Source organism: Planctopirus limnophila DSM 3776 (genome assembly GCF_000092105.1).
In the GTDB taxonomy this organism is placed as follows: domain Bacteria; phylum Planctomycetota; class Planctomycetia; order Planctomycetales; family Planctomycetaceae; genus Planctopirus; species Planctopirus limnophila.
Genome location: NC_014148.1, coordinates 5,355,396 through 5,370,010, shown reverse-complemented (window position 1 = coordinate 5,370,010; position 14,615 = coordinate 5,355,396). Strand labels below are relative to the sequence as shown.

The window sequence follows — 14,615 nt, the reverse complement described above, 5'->3', positions numbered from 1 at the left end:
GTTCCAGAATGAACTAGCTGCGCATGGCTTCTGCCATGTTGACCAATCGTGTCTGGGGCATCTGCGGCGGCTGCCAGACCTGTTGTGGTAGCTCCCCCGGATTCACTTCGATTTTGTCGAAGTTCAGGACCATATTCATTTGTGCCAAGGGCCAGTCGAGTGTCATCTGGCGAGGGAGAACTGCCCCGGAGTGCTGGTCACGAAAATGATTTTTGAGCCGACCTTGAGCCACTACTCGTCCCTTTGGATCGTAGAGGCCATGCTCCAGCACCAGGCCATGACAGGCATCGACAGTGATGACCTTGCGAATGGGGATTCCGGCAGGAGAAAGGTGCGAACTGGTTAAAGCCACCGTGCGACCATCACCCGCTCGATTGAGTGTCATCGTACTGGCATCGAAAGGCGCCACACCCAGCGCTTCCATCAACCAGCCCGGCTCAAAAGGAATGGGCATATTCTGTTGAACTTCGGCCATTTCCTCATGGCGCACAAACATCAGATCGGGGGGATCATTTCGCTTGGCCCAGAACCAGAAAATCTCTTCGTTCGATCCCAGATCGACTTCCTGACCCAGTGCGCTGGTCACGGAAATTCTCAGCAACTGCGATTTCTGCACCGCAATTTCCGCTGTGAGTGGAATATGGTTGGCGCGAATATGGACACGCCCGGCACGCCAGCCTTCGATCCGATCCACATTCTGATTGAGATGCGCGACGTAATCATCAGCCGTGGCGGCATTGCCTAACGGACAGTTGGATCGCTTGGCAAACTCATCGGTTTTTTGCCAGTTTCGAAGTGAATTACACCCCTGCAAACTGCCAAAAGCCAGCATTCCCAGGGCAGCTCGTCTGCTGCAAACAGGTTCTGCCCGATCCTTTGTTGAAGTATTGGCTGCTGGTATGGAGCTCATCATGTCGAGACCTCCGTCGCCAGACGTTGTTTCAGCTTCTGAATGATCGCATGGATCTCTTCATCTTTCAGTCGCAGATTGACCAGTTCAAATGGGCCTTCTCCCCGGCTGCCCAACAGCCGCAAGGTTTCGACACCTTGGCGCGAGACCGCGTCGTCGAGTTTGAGTTTTCTTCTTTGGAGCAGGAACAGAGCCGCCACATAACGAATGGCTTCGGCTTCTGAGTATCCCGCTAGTTCCTGCTGATCGTGCTGTGATTCGTGCAGATCATCGGAAAACTCAGGGACTGGTTCTTCGAGTAACTCCAGCAGTCGATCCGAGTCAAGATGCACAGCATCCGGATTGAGTGGTGGAGGAACGACTGTCTTCCAGACAGCGAGTTGATTCGGGACAGGTCCGGGCCAGGCATCGTGTCGATAATCGAGACGAAGAGTCTGCCCATTCTGCTCAACAAGAACGCACCGACAGACAGTTCCCGGAGACAGCGGAGATCCTGTCGCCGCACAGATCTTGCCGAGCGGTTTGAGCGAGTATTCCAAGGCGTCCCTGCCCCATCGAACGTATCGCGAGAAGAGTTCATTCATCCACAGGTATGAACCTCTGAATTCACCAGGCGATGAACCTGAAGAGCGTCTTGTAGTTCAAATGGCCGTTTGTCGGCAAGATCAGCCGAAGTACGCTGGCGGGCCACAAACCGACGATTGGTCTATATTGTAAAATAATACAAATAAACGACTTATGACCCGCGAGTTGCGCCAAATCAAACACAGCGCGCATTTGCCCGGGTGGTGCAGTATGATGAGGGTATGTCCCGCGACGATCTTTCATTGTTGATGGTCTCTTCGAACTTCCAGTTTCGGGGGAGTTCGGTCTACACCCTCAGGCTGGCCGAACGATTGCCTGAATACGGGTTTGTTCAGAGTATTGTCTGCCCCGGTGCCTCGACGGTTGATCTGGCGCGTCGCAAGGCGTTGGGCATTGAAGTGCTCCCTTATCTTGAAGCACCCGCCTGGAAGTGGGTTGTGCTGGAGCTTTATTGCCGCAAACTTCTGGCCCATCCCCCTGATCTGATTCATATTCAATCACGCACAGCGATGTGGCATGGTGAATGGATTGCCCGCCGGCTCAATCGACCTTATGTGCTCACAGTTCACGATTACATGCAGAGTCATGAATTTCTGCAGCCTGATCTCGCTTTATGCCGGCGGATAATCACTGTGAGTGAATCGGTCAAAGCGGCACTTGTCGAGCGATCGGGGCTGCCGGAAGATCTCTTTGTGGTCATTCCCTGTGGTGTGCCTCGGGCCAGTGATGAAGATAAATCGCTGGTCTTGAAATCAGGGAAAGTTCCCGTGGTTGGTACGGCAGGCCCCCTGGAGGCTGTCAAAGGGTTTCCGTTTTTTCTCGCTGCGGCAGCCCACGTGCTCGGGACACATCGCGACGTCGAATTTTTGATTGCGGGGGCCGGGCCGGAAGAGACCAGTTTACGCAAGTTAGCCCGCACGCTGGGTATTCATGAACATGTGACATTTGTGCCAAATCTGCTCGATTTTTCTGATGCGTTAAGTGCCATGGATATCTTTTGCCTCCCTTCGCTGCAGCAGGGGATTGGCACCATCATGCTCGAAGCGATGGCCATGGGCCGTCCGGTGATTGCGACGAGTGTGGGAGGCGTCTTCAACGTCGTTCGCGACAATCAGACAGGGCTGCTGGTCCCTCCATCAGACAGTGTCCGTCTGGCCGAAAGAATCATTGAACTGCTTACCAATCCCGAATTAGCCCGCAGAATTGGTGCTGCTGCCATGCTCGAAGCCGAGACCGAGTTCAATGTTGAACATATGGTGGAAGCGACAGTCGAGGTCTACCGTGAAGTTCTCGACGAGCGCATGGCGGGTTTGACCACCGTTGCCATCCCCCAGCTCTCGAAACGATAGACTGACTTTGAAGTCTTGTGAGAACCTGAAAGAGGTTGGGCGAGCACGCGCATGGCGCGTGCATCTTGCTGTCGTGGTGATGCACGACAATCCGGCTACAAGTTGGCCGGGCCACCCCAGGGTGATAGTTTTGTGGCGAAGACGAGTTGTTGAGGCATACTTGCTACGTATTCTCAGAAGACAAGCTGCGAGCCAGGCGCACACATCACAGTTGAATTCTGATACCCGACTTCATGCTCGAGTTCGGGCTGACATTCATTGATTGTCGAACCTCGCGCCTTTTATGGTTTCAACTTCCATGATTTAACTTTCAGTCGTTGTCTCGTGACTGAAGCCGCGTCGGGATGTGTTTTCTGTCACATTGACTGGCACCATGAACTGTGGCAGGTAATCTGGCCCGCCCGTTTTGCTGCCAATCCCGGAGAGTTTGAAGCCACCGAAAGGTTGCCGGGCGACGAGACCGGTCGTGACCGGAGTATTCAGATAGAGATTTCCTGCCAGAAATTGCTGTTTGGCCCGTTTAAGATTCGCCGGGCTGCGACTATACAAACCACCTGCCAGAGCATAAGGCACGCTGTTGGCCATCCCCAAGGCTTCCGAAAGATCGGCGGCTTTGTAGACGAGGAGAATCGGGCCGCAGATCTCTTCTTTATTTAGGCGTGACTCACTCGGAATATTCGCAAAGATGTGCGGGCCGACGAAGTATCCCTTCTTAGCCAGTGAGCCCGTTTCCATCGCAAGAATCACTTCGCAGGTCTGCTTAGCATCTTCGATGAGTGCCAGAAGTCGCTTGCAAGATTCTTCATCAATCACGGGCCCTATCTGGCAGGCGGGATCTTCTGCACGGGCCAGCTTCAAATCAGAAGTGGCGGCCACGAGTCGTTTGATGAACTCGTCGTAGATTTCACCAATCACAACGACTCGCGAGCACGATGAGCACTTCTGCCCGGCATAACTGAAGGCACTTTCAATCACACCCGTGACGGCATCATCCAGGTCGGCATCGGCATCGACGATGATAGCATTGTGACCACTCAAGGTCGTAATGACCCGCTTGATCGATTGTGCAGCCGCATGGACCTGTGCTGCCGACTGATTCACTGTCAGTCCGACTTCCGTGGAACCGGTAAAGGCCACAAGATCGACATCAGGGCTCCCAGCGAGAACCGGGCCAATCTCTTCCCCAATACCGGGCAGGAAGGTGATGACACCATCCGGAATACCACAGGCCTGGAGGATTTCCATCAGTTTCGCAGCCGTGACCGAAGCCTGTTCAGCAGGCTTGATGATGACGGTGTTTCCAGCCACCAGGGCAGCAGCGACCATCCCGGTCAGGACAGCCATGGGGAAATTCCAGGGAGAGATCACCACCACCACACCACGCGGACGGTAGAAGTAAGCGTTCTCTTCGTCGGCAATATCGAACCTTTGGGGTTCCGCTAGTTCGCGCATCTGCATCGCGTAGTAATTGCAGAAGTCGATGGCTTCGGCCACGTCAGCATCGGCTTCCGCCCAGGGCTTGCCACATTCAAAGATCTGCCAGGCAGCCAGTTCAAATCGGCGCTGCCTGAGTTCACGCGCAATCAGTTCGAGATATTCAGCTCGATAACTGGCTTCAATCACTGACCACCGCACGAAAGCCCGTCGGGCCGAATCAATGGCTGCCAGAGCCTGCTCCGGACTTGCTGAAGCGACCAGTCCCAGCACTTTCGACTTATCGGAAGGGGAACGAACTGTCAGATTCTGCCGAGTATCTTCCCGGCGACCATTGATGATCAACGAGTAGGTTTGCCCGAATTGATGTTCGACCTTTTCAATTGCCCCCTGCATCGCTTCACGGTGAGCAGGCATTGAAAAATCAGTCACTGGTTCATTCACGAAGCCCTGGGGTGGAACGGTCCACATCTTCGAGGTTTTTCGGACCCGGGCCGTCTGGCCGGCGACGGTGGGATTCATAAGCAGATCCTCGATGGAGACTTCGGCGGAATAGCCTTGCCTGAGAAACGAATCATTCGCAGAGTTTTCCAGGAAGTGACGCGCCAGGCGGGCCATTCCTTTCACATGATGACCGACCGGCGTATCAATGCGGACCCGGCAACCCAGTTCGGCAAATGCCTGGGCCTGCTCATCGGCCAAACCGTATCGCAATTGCAGTTCAACTCGGGAGCGGGGCAAATTGCGGGCCTGTGCATAGGCCAGAACGTAACAGAGGCTTCTTAAACTCTGGCCTGCAAATACGGGCTTGAATAACTCCGGCTGATCGATCAAAGCTCGGGAGAGTTTTTCGTAGTTCTCGTCGATCTGCCATTCTTCTTCAAAAACAGCCACTGGCCAGCTTTTTGACTGAGCCAGAGCGATTTCCTGATTCCAATACTCTCCCTTGGTCAGGCAGATGCGAATCGGTGTACCGCGTTTTTGAACCCAGGTTGCCAGTGCCGTCAGATCGCTTTCCGCAGTTTTTAGATAGGCCGGCAAAGTGATGCCGCAATCGGCCCAGCTCTGGAATTCTTTTTCCGAGAGAACCTGCTGAACAATATCGAGAATCAATCGATTCGTCGTCGAATGCTCCAGCTCGATCTGCACAATCGCCTGCTGCTCGATGGCCAGACGGAGAATGGGCCGCAATCGCTCCAGCACCACACGCATGGTCCCTTGGGCATCGAGTGGGCGAAAGTCGCTGGTTAACGACGACAGTTTGAGCGAAAGCTGCAGTTGAGGAATCTCCGCAGTCGCAGCTGACTTACCCTCGACCGCAGCAGCATGGGCATATGACGTATGGGCTGGCCAGTTGCTGACCTCCGCGCCCAATGACGAAAGCATGTCGAGATATCGCTGCTGGTACTGATCTGCCTCGGCCTGACTGACAACTTTCGAGCTCAGGTAATTGAGCGAGAAGAGATAGCCTTGTCGATAAAGTTTATGAATCGTCTTGAGAACATCATCGGTCGATTCACCACCCATCAGACGCTTGGCAATCCGTTGAGCGTTATTCCGGGCATTAAATGCGAGTGTTCGGGATAAAATCGAATTAGGAGCGACCTGCTCCACACCAAATCCGACCAGTTGGATCGCCCACGGAAGATGCTCACGAATCTCGTCAAAGTATTCCTGAAGATGACGCGTCATCGATTGATGCGTTTTCAGTCGCGGCAACACATCCACAAACCGGAACATCTGCACCTTGAGAGATTCATCATTCATGGCGGCTGCCAGAATGCGATCATCCCACCAGCGCTGTTCAAAGAATGATGGTTGTCTGGCAGCGAGTCGTCGCCAGATCAATTCACCCAGTTGAGTTGTTTCCGCTTCAATTCGAGCATCATCAACCCCAGGGATTGGTTGTGGTTGAGCAAGAGTGGAGGCAGATTTACGTTTGGCCATGCACAGCAGTCCTTTTGGCCTATTGTGACTGAGTGCGTCGTTATGAACAAGTTAGCGGGCGAAGCGACGATTTTTCCTGTGGCGGCTGCAGGAGAGGCCGCACTTGATCCCAGACTCGTCATGCCAGTTTCGTCGCAGAGTGCCTATTTCGTAGCGGATTTGCTTGAAGCCGCCAGATGAATCAGCAGACGGAACTCGGCATCTTCGCGAATTGGATCAAAATCCGTTTCCTCAGGAACGAGCTTCAAAAGTTCACGATTCATCCGCAAAGCCCGGCCCAGCCAGCTCAAAGCCTGTTCACGCTGCCCTACCAGTGCGTAATAGCACGAAAGATTGTAAAGGACGACTGGTTCTTCCGCATGCGAGGCGTATGCCGAATGCATCGTGTCAATCGCCCGCAGTAACTGGCTGGTGCGTTTGAAGCACCAGGCCATCCCCATGAGGACATCGAGATCGCTGGGATGCAGATGGTGGGCTTCTTCAAACTCGCTTAACGCTTCCTCGTGTCGTTTTAGAGCACGGAAGCATTCGCCTTTCAGCAGATGGAATTCAAACTTCTGCGGGCCGGGATCTTGAATTTGTGCCAGCTCGGCAAGGGCTGGCTGAGGCATTTCCAGCAACAGATACCCTCGGGCTGCATCGAGCCTGCGTTCTCGAATTCGTCGCGGGTTGTAGACCATATCCTCCCCCGAAATACGTCTGAGCTCCCGTTTTTAGCATGAAAAGCTGGCAGGTTCCAGCATCTCACAATTGTCATCGTTCGTCAGCAGTCAACTCCAGAGTCAGCTCACGCAATCGCACGAGTTGATGGATGACCCCCGGCAGATCGGCGAGAGCCACCTGATTGGGCCCATCACTTAAGGCGCGATCAGGATCAGGATGCGTTTCAAGGAAAACGGCATCAACCCCACAGGCCACAGCAGCTCGCGCCAGGAAAGGAACCAGCGCGCGATTGCCACCAGTCGTACTTCCCCCTGGCATCTGCACACTGTGCGTGGCGTCGAACATCACCGGGACACCAAAGCCGTGCATGACCGGCACACAGCGAAAATCGTTGACCAGCCGTCCGTAGCCGAACATCGTGCCGCGATCTGTCAGAATCACTTTGTGGCAACCGACCGATTTGCACTTTTTGACTGCATGCACCATATCTTCGGGTGCCACGAACTGAGGCTTTTTAACGTTGATCACCCGGCCAAACTTGGCGGCCGCCTGAGCAGAGGCTTCGACCAGATCAGTCTGCCGGGCCAGAAAAGCGGGGATCTGCAGAATATCACACACCTTGGCGACAGGTTCGGCCTGAGACGGCTCATGCAGATCGGTTGTAATCGGCAAACCTGTGGCTTCGCGGGCTCTGGCCAGAATTTCGAGCCCTCGCTCCATCCCTGGCCCGCGAAAACTATCGCCACTGGTGCGATTCGCTTTATCGAAGCTCGATTTGAAGACAATCTGCAGATTCTTCTTAGCGGCCAGTTCGGCCAGTTCACCAGAAACTTTCGTAATCAAATCATGTGATTCAATCACACAAGGGCCGATTACAAACAGCAGTGGTTGTCCCTTTCCACAGCGGTAAGAGCCGATTTCGATCGGGTTATCAAGACTTGGCAACATCGCGTGCATCCCTGCGAAAATGATTCAGTAAACAGTCAGTCGATCGTCAGTCAAAAGGCCTCTTCGAACCAGAAAATCACTATAGCGAAGTGTCAGACAGGATTGCAGGGACTGATAAGCTTGCAATCTCCGGAAGTTTTTCCGCATGTGTGTGTACCCGGCTGTGCCGTGCTGCGATTGACGGGCATCGCAGCCACACTTTTGGAACTCTGGGCCGAACGAGTATCGATCAGCTTTAACCCGCGTGGAGAAATCGTCAAATGCATGGGTGTCTCTCCGGCTGGGTCTCCATCGACCTCGAAAGGAATGGTTGCATCCCGCGAAGAAGTGATGATCAACTCGGTTGCCTGCAGCCTGACTCCTGAAGTTTTTCCCAAAAACATCCAGCCCAGCACCCACAGCAGTGCCCCGATATGGCTGATCGAAATCAGTTCGACTTCCAGCAGACCATCGGCTTCATCGCCACCCCGACCAACCGGCAGTTGCATGGCGTAACGAGGGACATTGCTGACAAACAATTGCGTAGCGGAATGTTTCTCCACTCCCCGCGAAGAGTGCACGGTCACGTCCATAACGGGAAAACGATACGAGAACAGATGTCTGAGAAACGAGAAAAAATAGCTCCAGCGGTTCGCATGCCCCGAGCGGCGGGAGTGCACGTCGCGCACAATCGACGCATCAAAACCCGCGCTGGCCACAGTGCAGAACAGACGCCCATTCGCCCGGGCCAGATCCATTTCCCGCACATGGCCCAGGGCGATGATCTTTGCCAGCCAACTTCCGTCAAGCCGAAACCCCAGATAGCGAGCCAGCAGATTCTCGGTTCCTAAAGGAAGTATGGCCAATGGTAACTCGGGATGTCTGTTGAGCAGATCATCAACTGTCCCATCACCACCAGCCGCCACCATCGCCACCAAATCTCCGGCTGTTTGATGGCGCAGGACAAACTCATCGAGCCGAGATCGATTGGAAAATAGTCGCGGCTTAAGCCCCGCTCTTTTCAACCCGGCGATCAGATCCAGAAGAACATGCGAGCGGCGATGCGTTCCCGAATGAGGATTTCGCTGAATCACAACGTACCCGCTCACACAAGCCTCTCTTGATCAACTGGCCATGCTTCAGGAATCAGTCACTCATCAATAAGTTTTCACCAATGGCCCGGTCTGCTGATTGTGCCAAGGCGTGGTGGACTTCGCTATTGTCGGCCGGAATTGCCCATCCGGGATTCAGCCGTTCTTCAGATAGCTCTGGCAGAAGCCCCCGTCGTGCTGAGGATTTTTTTACTCAGCCAACGATTTGTTTCTGTGAGAGTTCATGTCCATCGAGATCCCCCTGGTCAATTTCAGGCTGGCGATTTTCACTCTGGCTAATCGGGAGTGATCTCAGGCACAATCCAGTCGATGACCAGAATCCACTCATCAGAGCGGCTCGAATCTGACAGGGCGGCTTGAAAAGAACTTTTGCAGGGAAACGCATGTCTTCTTCCTCAATTGATGTGGCTGCTGCATCTATACCGGCAAATTCACGTAAGGGGGAAATTCGCAGACGCTGGTTTCGCCGGCGGACGGCGGTCGGGCTTCAGCCGGGGACGATTACACCTCACGAGCAGCGGCCCGCCCGCATGGAACTCATTTCCTATTCCCTTAGCGATTATCGCGAAGCCGCTGATTTCTCGATCGAACAGCTTCCCAGCCTGCTGATTCCTGATCGCGTACACTGGCTGAATATCGATGGTTATGGCGATGCCGAACTCCTCAAATCGCTCGCTAACGATTTCAAAATCCACCCGCTCGCCATGGAAGATGTGGTCAATACCCATCAGCGAGCAAAGGTCGATAACTACGACGACCAGTTATTCATTGTCGCCCGGCGAGTGCTGGGGCCACCCTTTCGAAGTGAGCAGATCAGCTTTGTCCTGGTGGGGAGTATCCTGCTCACATTTCAGGAGGATCTCGAAGGCGACTGTTTCGACAATGTGCGCGAACGCCTGAAATCAGGCCGTGGACGCACGCGGACACTCGGCGTCGATTATCTGCTTTACGAACTTCTCGATGCGGTCATTGACAGCTACTTTCCGGTGATCGAAGGGATGGGTGAAGATCTCGACCGGATCGAAGAGGCGGTTCAAGGTCAGCCCAATCCTGAATCTTTGCGTCGCATTCACGATCATCGGATCGACCTCCTGCAATTGCGCAGGGCGGCCTGGCCCTTGCGGGAAGCGATTCAACATCTCTTACGCGGAGAATTCCAGCAGATTGGTCGGGAAACCTTGCTGTACTTGCGTGATGGCTATGACCACGTGGTGCAGATCATGGATATTCTTGACATCTACCGCGAAACGTGTGGTGATCTCCGCGACTACTACTACAACATTGTCAGCAGCCGCACGAATGACGTGATGCGAACGCTCACGATTATTTCGACATTGTTTCTTCCGGTCACTTTCGTGGCGGGTGTGTATGGGATGAATTTCGAGCACATGCCGGAAGTGAAAGATCCCTGGGGGTACCCGCTCTGCCTGTTGGCGATGGCTCTGATTGCAGGTGGATTTTTAGTCTTTTTCTGGCGGAAAGGCTGGCTGAGAAGCTTTGATAAGCAAGGCGGCAGTCGCCACGCAGAATGAGGCAGCATGGGTGAGTTCGTTTGTCGTCTCCGACATCCCGTTCACGGCCCGGATCTGTCTATTTGAGCATATTTTGAACTGATCGCGCGCGAAGCCGTAGTTTCCGAACAGTCGATTCTTTTTCTGAGACGAGAATAGTGGTTTTCTAGGAAACGCTCCATCTCCCAGAGATCGAAATAATTGTAAAAATATACACAGTAATCAGTTACATGATTTTTTGCCGTCTCAGGCGAGGCCTCTCGCGGGCAGGAGTCGCCAAAATATCGACGCTACAATCGGAAAAGACAACTTAAGGTTCGCTATCGTATGCAAATTATCCTTGTTGCCTAGACCATCGAAAACTCCATCTGCCGAAAAAATGGAGGGTTTTACCGAAACTTCACTCCCCTGGCGAAGGTTTGAATCAGTATGGGGCGGCAGTCTGAGTGATCCGGCCTTCCCGCGTTTTGACTATTAAATAGTATTTGTTTAGTAATTTTTGAGACCGCTCTGGTGATTCTCTGGCTGCGTTCTTGCAAGAAAAGAACGAGCTCGTTCTGCAGAGGATGCCCGGGCAAAGGATGTGGCATGGACGGGAAGTGCTCCCTGAAATCTTCTGAGCAGTCATCAATCACCTCTTATGGAGTTTTTGGGACACTCGGATTTATGGCGGCTTGCCGACTGGTTGCGGGCTGTGTGCTGACGGCATTTCTTCCTGCGCTGCTAACCAGTGCCGATGATGTCGGTCGAGCCGTTCCTCTCACTGCCCTGCCATGGTCAGTGGCAGCTTTCGCTCAGGAAACGGCCAGTCCCGCTCCAACAGGGACAGCAGTCACCGAAACCAGCGACGATCAACCGAAAAGTTCCACAGAGTCCACGCAGCCAGGCAAGCTCGAACCGCAGGGGACTGAGGCTGCTTCTTCGGCACCCTCAACTCCCGCTGCTGAAGCCACGAAACCGGCTGCAACCCCTGGAGCACCTACTGCATCTGGAGCACCCACGACATCCGGATCACAATCGCCAACAGGTCCATCGACCACGCCCGCAACCGGCACTGCTCCTGCAGCAACTCCGACAGCACCCACAACGCCGGCAGCACCCAATGCCCTGCCCAAGCCGGTCATTGCTCCCAAGATCGAAGCCAGCTTCAATCCTCAGCCCGCCTCGATCTCACCGGCTGTCGACCCCGAGCGGCCATTCTCATTCAGCTTTCGTTATGCCCCCTGGGCCGATGTCTTGCAGTTGTTCGCCACGAAGGCCGGGCTTACTCTTGATCTCACAGAGATTCCGCCGGGCACATTCAACTATCTCGACGGTCGTCGCTACACGCCGATCGAAGCTCTCGACATCCTCAATGGCTATTTGCTCCCCAAGGGCTTTGTGCTGGTGCGTCGCGATCAGTTTCTTGTGGTGGCCAACATCTCGTCTGGTATTCCACCCAATCTGGTTCCCGATGTGCTTCCTGAAGAACTCGATAACCGGGGCAAAAACGAACTGATGTCCGTTGTAATTCCCCTCTCCGGGCTCGATGCCGAAGTGGCTGCTAACGAAATTCGCGAACTGGTGGGCCCGCAGGGGAAAGTCTCGGCTCTCAAAAACACCAACTCGGTGGTCGTCACTGATATTGGTTCGAATCTTCGTCGTATCTATCGCTTACTTACCAGCGATGGAGCCACTGGCAACCGCGACCTGACCTTCAAATCGATTGCCCTGAAGCACATTTCTTCGCAGGAAGCGGAACGAACTGTCCGCAGACTCTTTGGCCTCCCCACGAACTCTGCCACCACAACGACTTCATCATCGTCTTCTTCCAGCGATCGCAGCCGATGGGATGATCGCGGCCGGGATGACCGCAGTCGCGATCCTCGTGAACAACAGCCGCCACCCCGCACGACGTCGACCACGAACAGTCTCGCCGCGAAACTGCAGGTCACTGCCGATCCTCGGACCAACTCGCTTCTGGTGGCTGCTCCTGCCACGTTACTGCCCACGGTCGAAGATCTCATCAAGTCGATTGATGTGGACCGTGGTGCTGATGGCCGCCCCCTGGCCGAAGATTCTCCTGTCTCGTTGCGGGTCTATCAGGTGACCTCGAGTGATCTGGCACAGGTGGTGAAAACCATCAGCACACTTATGCCCGGCACCGTAGTGGGCGAAGATACCCGCTACGGGAAAATCTTCATTCAGGCCAACGAAAACGAGCATGGCGAAATTGACCGTCTGGTGAAGCAACTGGCGGGTAATGCCTCGTCTTCGGTGGCGGTGGTTAACCTTGTGAAACTTGATCCAGTCGCTGCCTCGAACACACTCCGTTCGCTCTTCTCGAACGAAGGCCGTGAAGCCCCCAGTATTGAACCCGATGCTTATGGCAATCGCCTGATGATTCGTGGCACCCCCGAGCAATTGTCTCAGGTGAAGTCGCTTCTTTCAGAACTGGGCGAAGATGGGACTGGGCAAGCCAAACGGGCCACCGGCCAGGGCATGGTTCGATCACTCACTTTGGGTGGCCGCGATCCTGAAGAAGTGATGCAGATGATGCAGAAGGTCTGGGCCGCTTCTGAAGAAAGCCCCATTCGTGTCGTTGTGCCTTCGGCTCGAAACCCTGTGCGTGAACTGAAGACACCTGGTGCCCGCCGGATTGAACCCACGTCCGTTCCAGAAAGTCCACCAGTCGAGCGTTCACCCGTCACACGGGAACTCCCCGTCACACAGCAGATTCAGCCTTCCCGCGAGATCGCTTCGACAGTCCCACAAAATCGCTTACTCACCGTTTCCCGCACTTCCACACTGCAGGATGCTACTCAGCAGGAAGCTGAGGCTGTCGTTCTCGAAGAAGAGTCTGCCAGCAATCAGCAAAGCAAAAATACGCCCGCGCTATCAGCTGAAATTCCCTCTGCTAAAGACTCGAATTCCCAGCCAGCCACGAAAGCGTCACCGGGCGTTTCCATGACTGTGAATGGCGATGAAATCATCATGACTTCGCCCGATACAAATGCACTCGATCGACTCGAAGAACTCTTTAGTGCACTCTCCGAAACCATTCCCGCCCGTACCCGTTGGACGATCTTTTATCTCCGCTCAGCCGATGCCACCGAAACCGCCACCATGCTCGAAAGGCTCTTCCCTCAAAGCAGTGTGACCGCTTCCTCTGCGGCTGATTCTGGTGGAATGTTCGGCGGCTTTACCAGCGGGTTTTCATCGATGAGCCGGGGGATGCTCAGTGCGACGGGTCTGGATTCGCTGGGTTCTGCGTCGCAGCCAGTGCGGATCATTACCGATACCCGGGCCAATGCCCTGTTTGTCTCTGGCCCCGCCGATAAAGTGCGAGAAATCGAGCAGATGCTGGAGATTCTCGATGCTGAAGAGCTTCCGCAAAACGCCCGCGATCGCCTGCCTCGCTCGATCCCGGTCAACTATGCCGATGTGGAAGAAGTCGCCTCGATCGTGAACGAAGTCTTTAAAGATAAGCTCGAATCACCGCAGGCCATGCCAGGTGGTGGACGAAGTGGCCGCGGCGGTGGAGACTTCAACCCGCTGGCCATGCTGATGGGGCAACAAGGTGGTCAGCAGGGACGTGGTGCCCAGCGTGGGCCGGAAATGACGATTGGTGTCGATACCCGCACCAGTCATCTCATCGTTTCGGCCAATGACACCCTCTTTCAACAGGTTTCGGAACTGGTTCTCGATCTCGATCAGCGTGCTAAAGACGCCCGGCAAACGATTCGTGTCATCACACTTGATAAGGCTGACCCCACGATTCTTTCACAGTCGATTTCATCGCTCATGCCTAAAGTCAGTGTCAGTGGTTCATCGAGGAGCCGACCTTCGCGCAGTGGTTCCAGTTCGACAGGGAATAACAACAATCAGAATCCACCTCAGCCCGAACAGCAGCAACCCAATCAGGATGACATCCGTCGGATCATGGAGCAGCGGATGCGGGAACGCATGGGGAGTGGTGGTAGCAGCAGTGGCTTTGGTGGCTTCGGCGGCGGAAGCAATAGTAGTGGTGGTCGCCCGAGTGGAGGATTTGGCAGTGGAGGCTTTGGCGGCAGTGGTCGCGGGAGCGGTTCAGGACGTGGTGGCCGCTGATGAATGTTTCTGCGGGCTTCAAGAAACCCTGTGAATCCTGCGGAGAACTCTTTTCACAGCCCTGTCCCATCGGGAAGATGATGATAGG

10 protein-coding genes are annotated in these 14,615 nt (G+C 54.5%); 3 read left to right on the top strand and 7 right to left on the bottom strand.

The genetic code is table 11. The features are described from left to right. Positions 1-13 precede the first annotated feature (13 nt). Complete coding sequence (locus PLIM_RS21570; protein WP_013112438.1) at positions 14-913, bottom strand: hypothetical protein; 900 nt, start codon at positions 911-913, stop codon at positions 14-16. Then, a complete protein-coding gene (locus PLIM_RS21565; protein ID WP_013112437.1) occupies positions 910-1,494 on the bottom strand; it encodes a hypothetical protein in 585 nt (194 codons plus the stop codon). Before PLIM_RS21565 ends, PLIM_RS21570 begins: the two co-directional genes overlap by 4 nt. Positions 1,495-1,716: 222 nt before the next feature. Between PLIM_RS21565 and PLIM_RS21560 the strand changes: the two genes are divergently transcribed. Beyond that, the gene (locus PLIM_RS21560) at positions 1,717-2,844 is read left to right on the top strand and encodes a glycosyltransferase family 4 protein (RefSeq protein ID WP_041402482.1); all 1,128 of its coding nucleotides are present in this window, start codon (positions 1,717-1,719) and stop codon (positions 2,842-2,844) included. 303 nt (positions 2,845-3,147) lie between these two features. Here PLIM_RS21560 and PLIM_RS21555 read toward each other — a convergent pair whose 3' ends face one another. The 5 genes from PLIM_RS21555 to PLIM_RS21535 form a co-directional block, all read right to left on the bottom strand. Then, positions 3,148-6,225 carry a proline dehydrogenase family protein gene (locus PLIM_RS21555; RefSeq protein ID WP_013112434.1) on the bottom strand — a complete coding sequence of 1,026 codons (3,078 nt, stop codon included), beginning with the start codon at positions 6,223-6,225 and terminating at the stop codon, positions 3,148-3,150. Between the two features lie 143 nt (positions 6,226-6,368). Beyond that, positions 6,369-6,905: a tetratricopeptide repeat protein gene (locus tag PLIM_RS21550; RefSeq protein WP_013112433.1), complete on the bottom strand. Its 537-nt coding sequence runs from the start codon at positions 6,903-6,905 to the stop codon at positions 6,369-6,371. Positions 6,906-6,978: 73 nt separating this feature from the next. After that, on the bottom strand, positions 6,979-7,836 hold the full coding sequence (gene kdsA, locus PLIM_RS21545; RefSeq protein ID WP_013112432.1) for a 3-deoxy-8-phosphooctulonate synthase: 858 nt from the start codon (positions 7,834-7,836) through the stop codon (positions 6,979-6,981). Between the two features lie 92 nt (positions 7,837-7,928). Beyond that, positions 7,929-8,924, bottom strand: coding sequence for a diacylglycerol/lipid kinase family protein (locus tag PLIM_RS21540; protein ID WP_013112431.1), 996 nt, complete (start codon positions 8,922-8,924; stop codon positions 7,929-7,931). 196 nt (positions 8,925-9,120) lie between these two features. Next, positions 9,121-9,312 carry a hypothetical protein gene (locus PLIM_RS21535; RefSeq protein ID WP_041402478.1) on the bottom strand — a complete coding sequence of 64 codons (192 nt, stop codon included), beginning with the start codon at positions 9,310-9,312 and terminating at the stop codon, positions 9,121-9,123. Between PLIM_RS21535 and corA the strand changes: the two genes are divergently transcribed. Beyond that, entirely contained in the window at positions 9,311-10,459 is a 1,149-nt protein-coding gene (corA, locus tag PLIM_RS21530; protein ID WP_013112430.1) for a magnesium/cobalt transporter CorA, read from the top strand. The two genes, PLIM_RS21535 and corA, sit on opposite strands and share 2 nt — an antisense overlap. 567 nt (positions 10,460-11,026) lie before the next feature. Next, on the top strand, positions 11,027-14,527 hold the full coding sequence (locus tag PLIM_RS21525; RefSeq protein ID WP_013112429.1) for a secretin N-terminal domain-containing protein: 3,501 nt from the start codon (positions 11,027-11,029) through the stop codon (positions 14,525-14,527). Positions 14,528-14,615: the final 88 nt, after the last annotated feature.

What these genes read in the sequence shown, in the direction of transcription:
- corA (WP_013112430.1), top strand. Translation starts at nt 9,311, where the DNA reads ATGTCTTCTTCCTCAATTGATGTGGCTGCTGCATCTATACCGGCAAAT.
- PLIM_RS21565 (WP_013112437.1), bottom strand. Translation starts at nt 1,494, where the DNA reads ATGAATGAACTCTTCTCGCGATACGTTCGATGGGGCAGGGACGCCTTG.
- PLIM_RS21555 (WP_013112434.1), bottom strand. Translation starts at nt 6,225, where the DNA reads ATGGCCAAACGTAAATCTGCCTCCACTCTTGCTCAACCACAACCAATC.
- PLIM_RS21535 (WP_041402478.1), bottom strand. Translation starts at nt 9,312, where the DNA reads ATGCGTTTCCCTGCAAAAGTTCTTTTCAAGCCGCCCTGTCAGATTCGA.
- kdsA (WP_013112432.1), bottom strand. Translation starts at nt 7,836, where the DNA reads ATGTTGCCAAGTCTTGATAACCCGATCGAAATCGGCTCTTACCGCTGT.
- PLIM_RS21560 (WP_041402482.1), top strand. Translation starts at nt 1,717, where the DNA reads ATGTCCCGCGACGATCTTTCATTGTTGATGGTCTCTTCGAACTTCCAG.
- PLIM_RS21550 (WP_013112433.1), bottom strand. Translation starts at nt 6,905, where the DNA reads ATGGTCTACAACCCGCGACGAATTCGAGAACGCAGGCTCGATGCAGCC.
- PLIM_RS21570 (WP_013112438.1), bottom strand. Translation starts at nt 913, where the DNA reads ATGATGAGCTCCATACCAGCAGCCAATACTTCAACAAAGGATCGGGCA.
- PLIM_RS21525 (WP_013112429.1), top strand. Translation starts at nt 11,027, where the DNA reads ATGGACGGGAAGTGCTCCCTGAAATCTTCTGAGCAGTCATCAATCACC.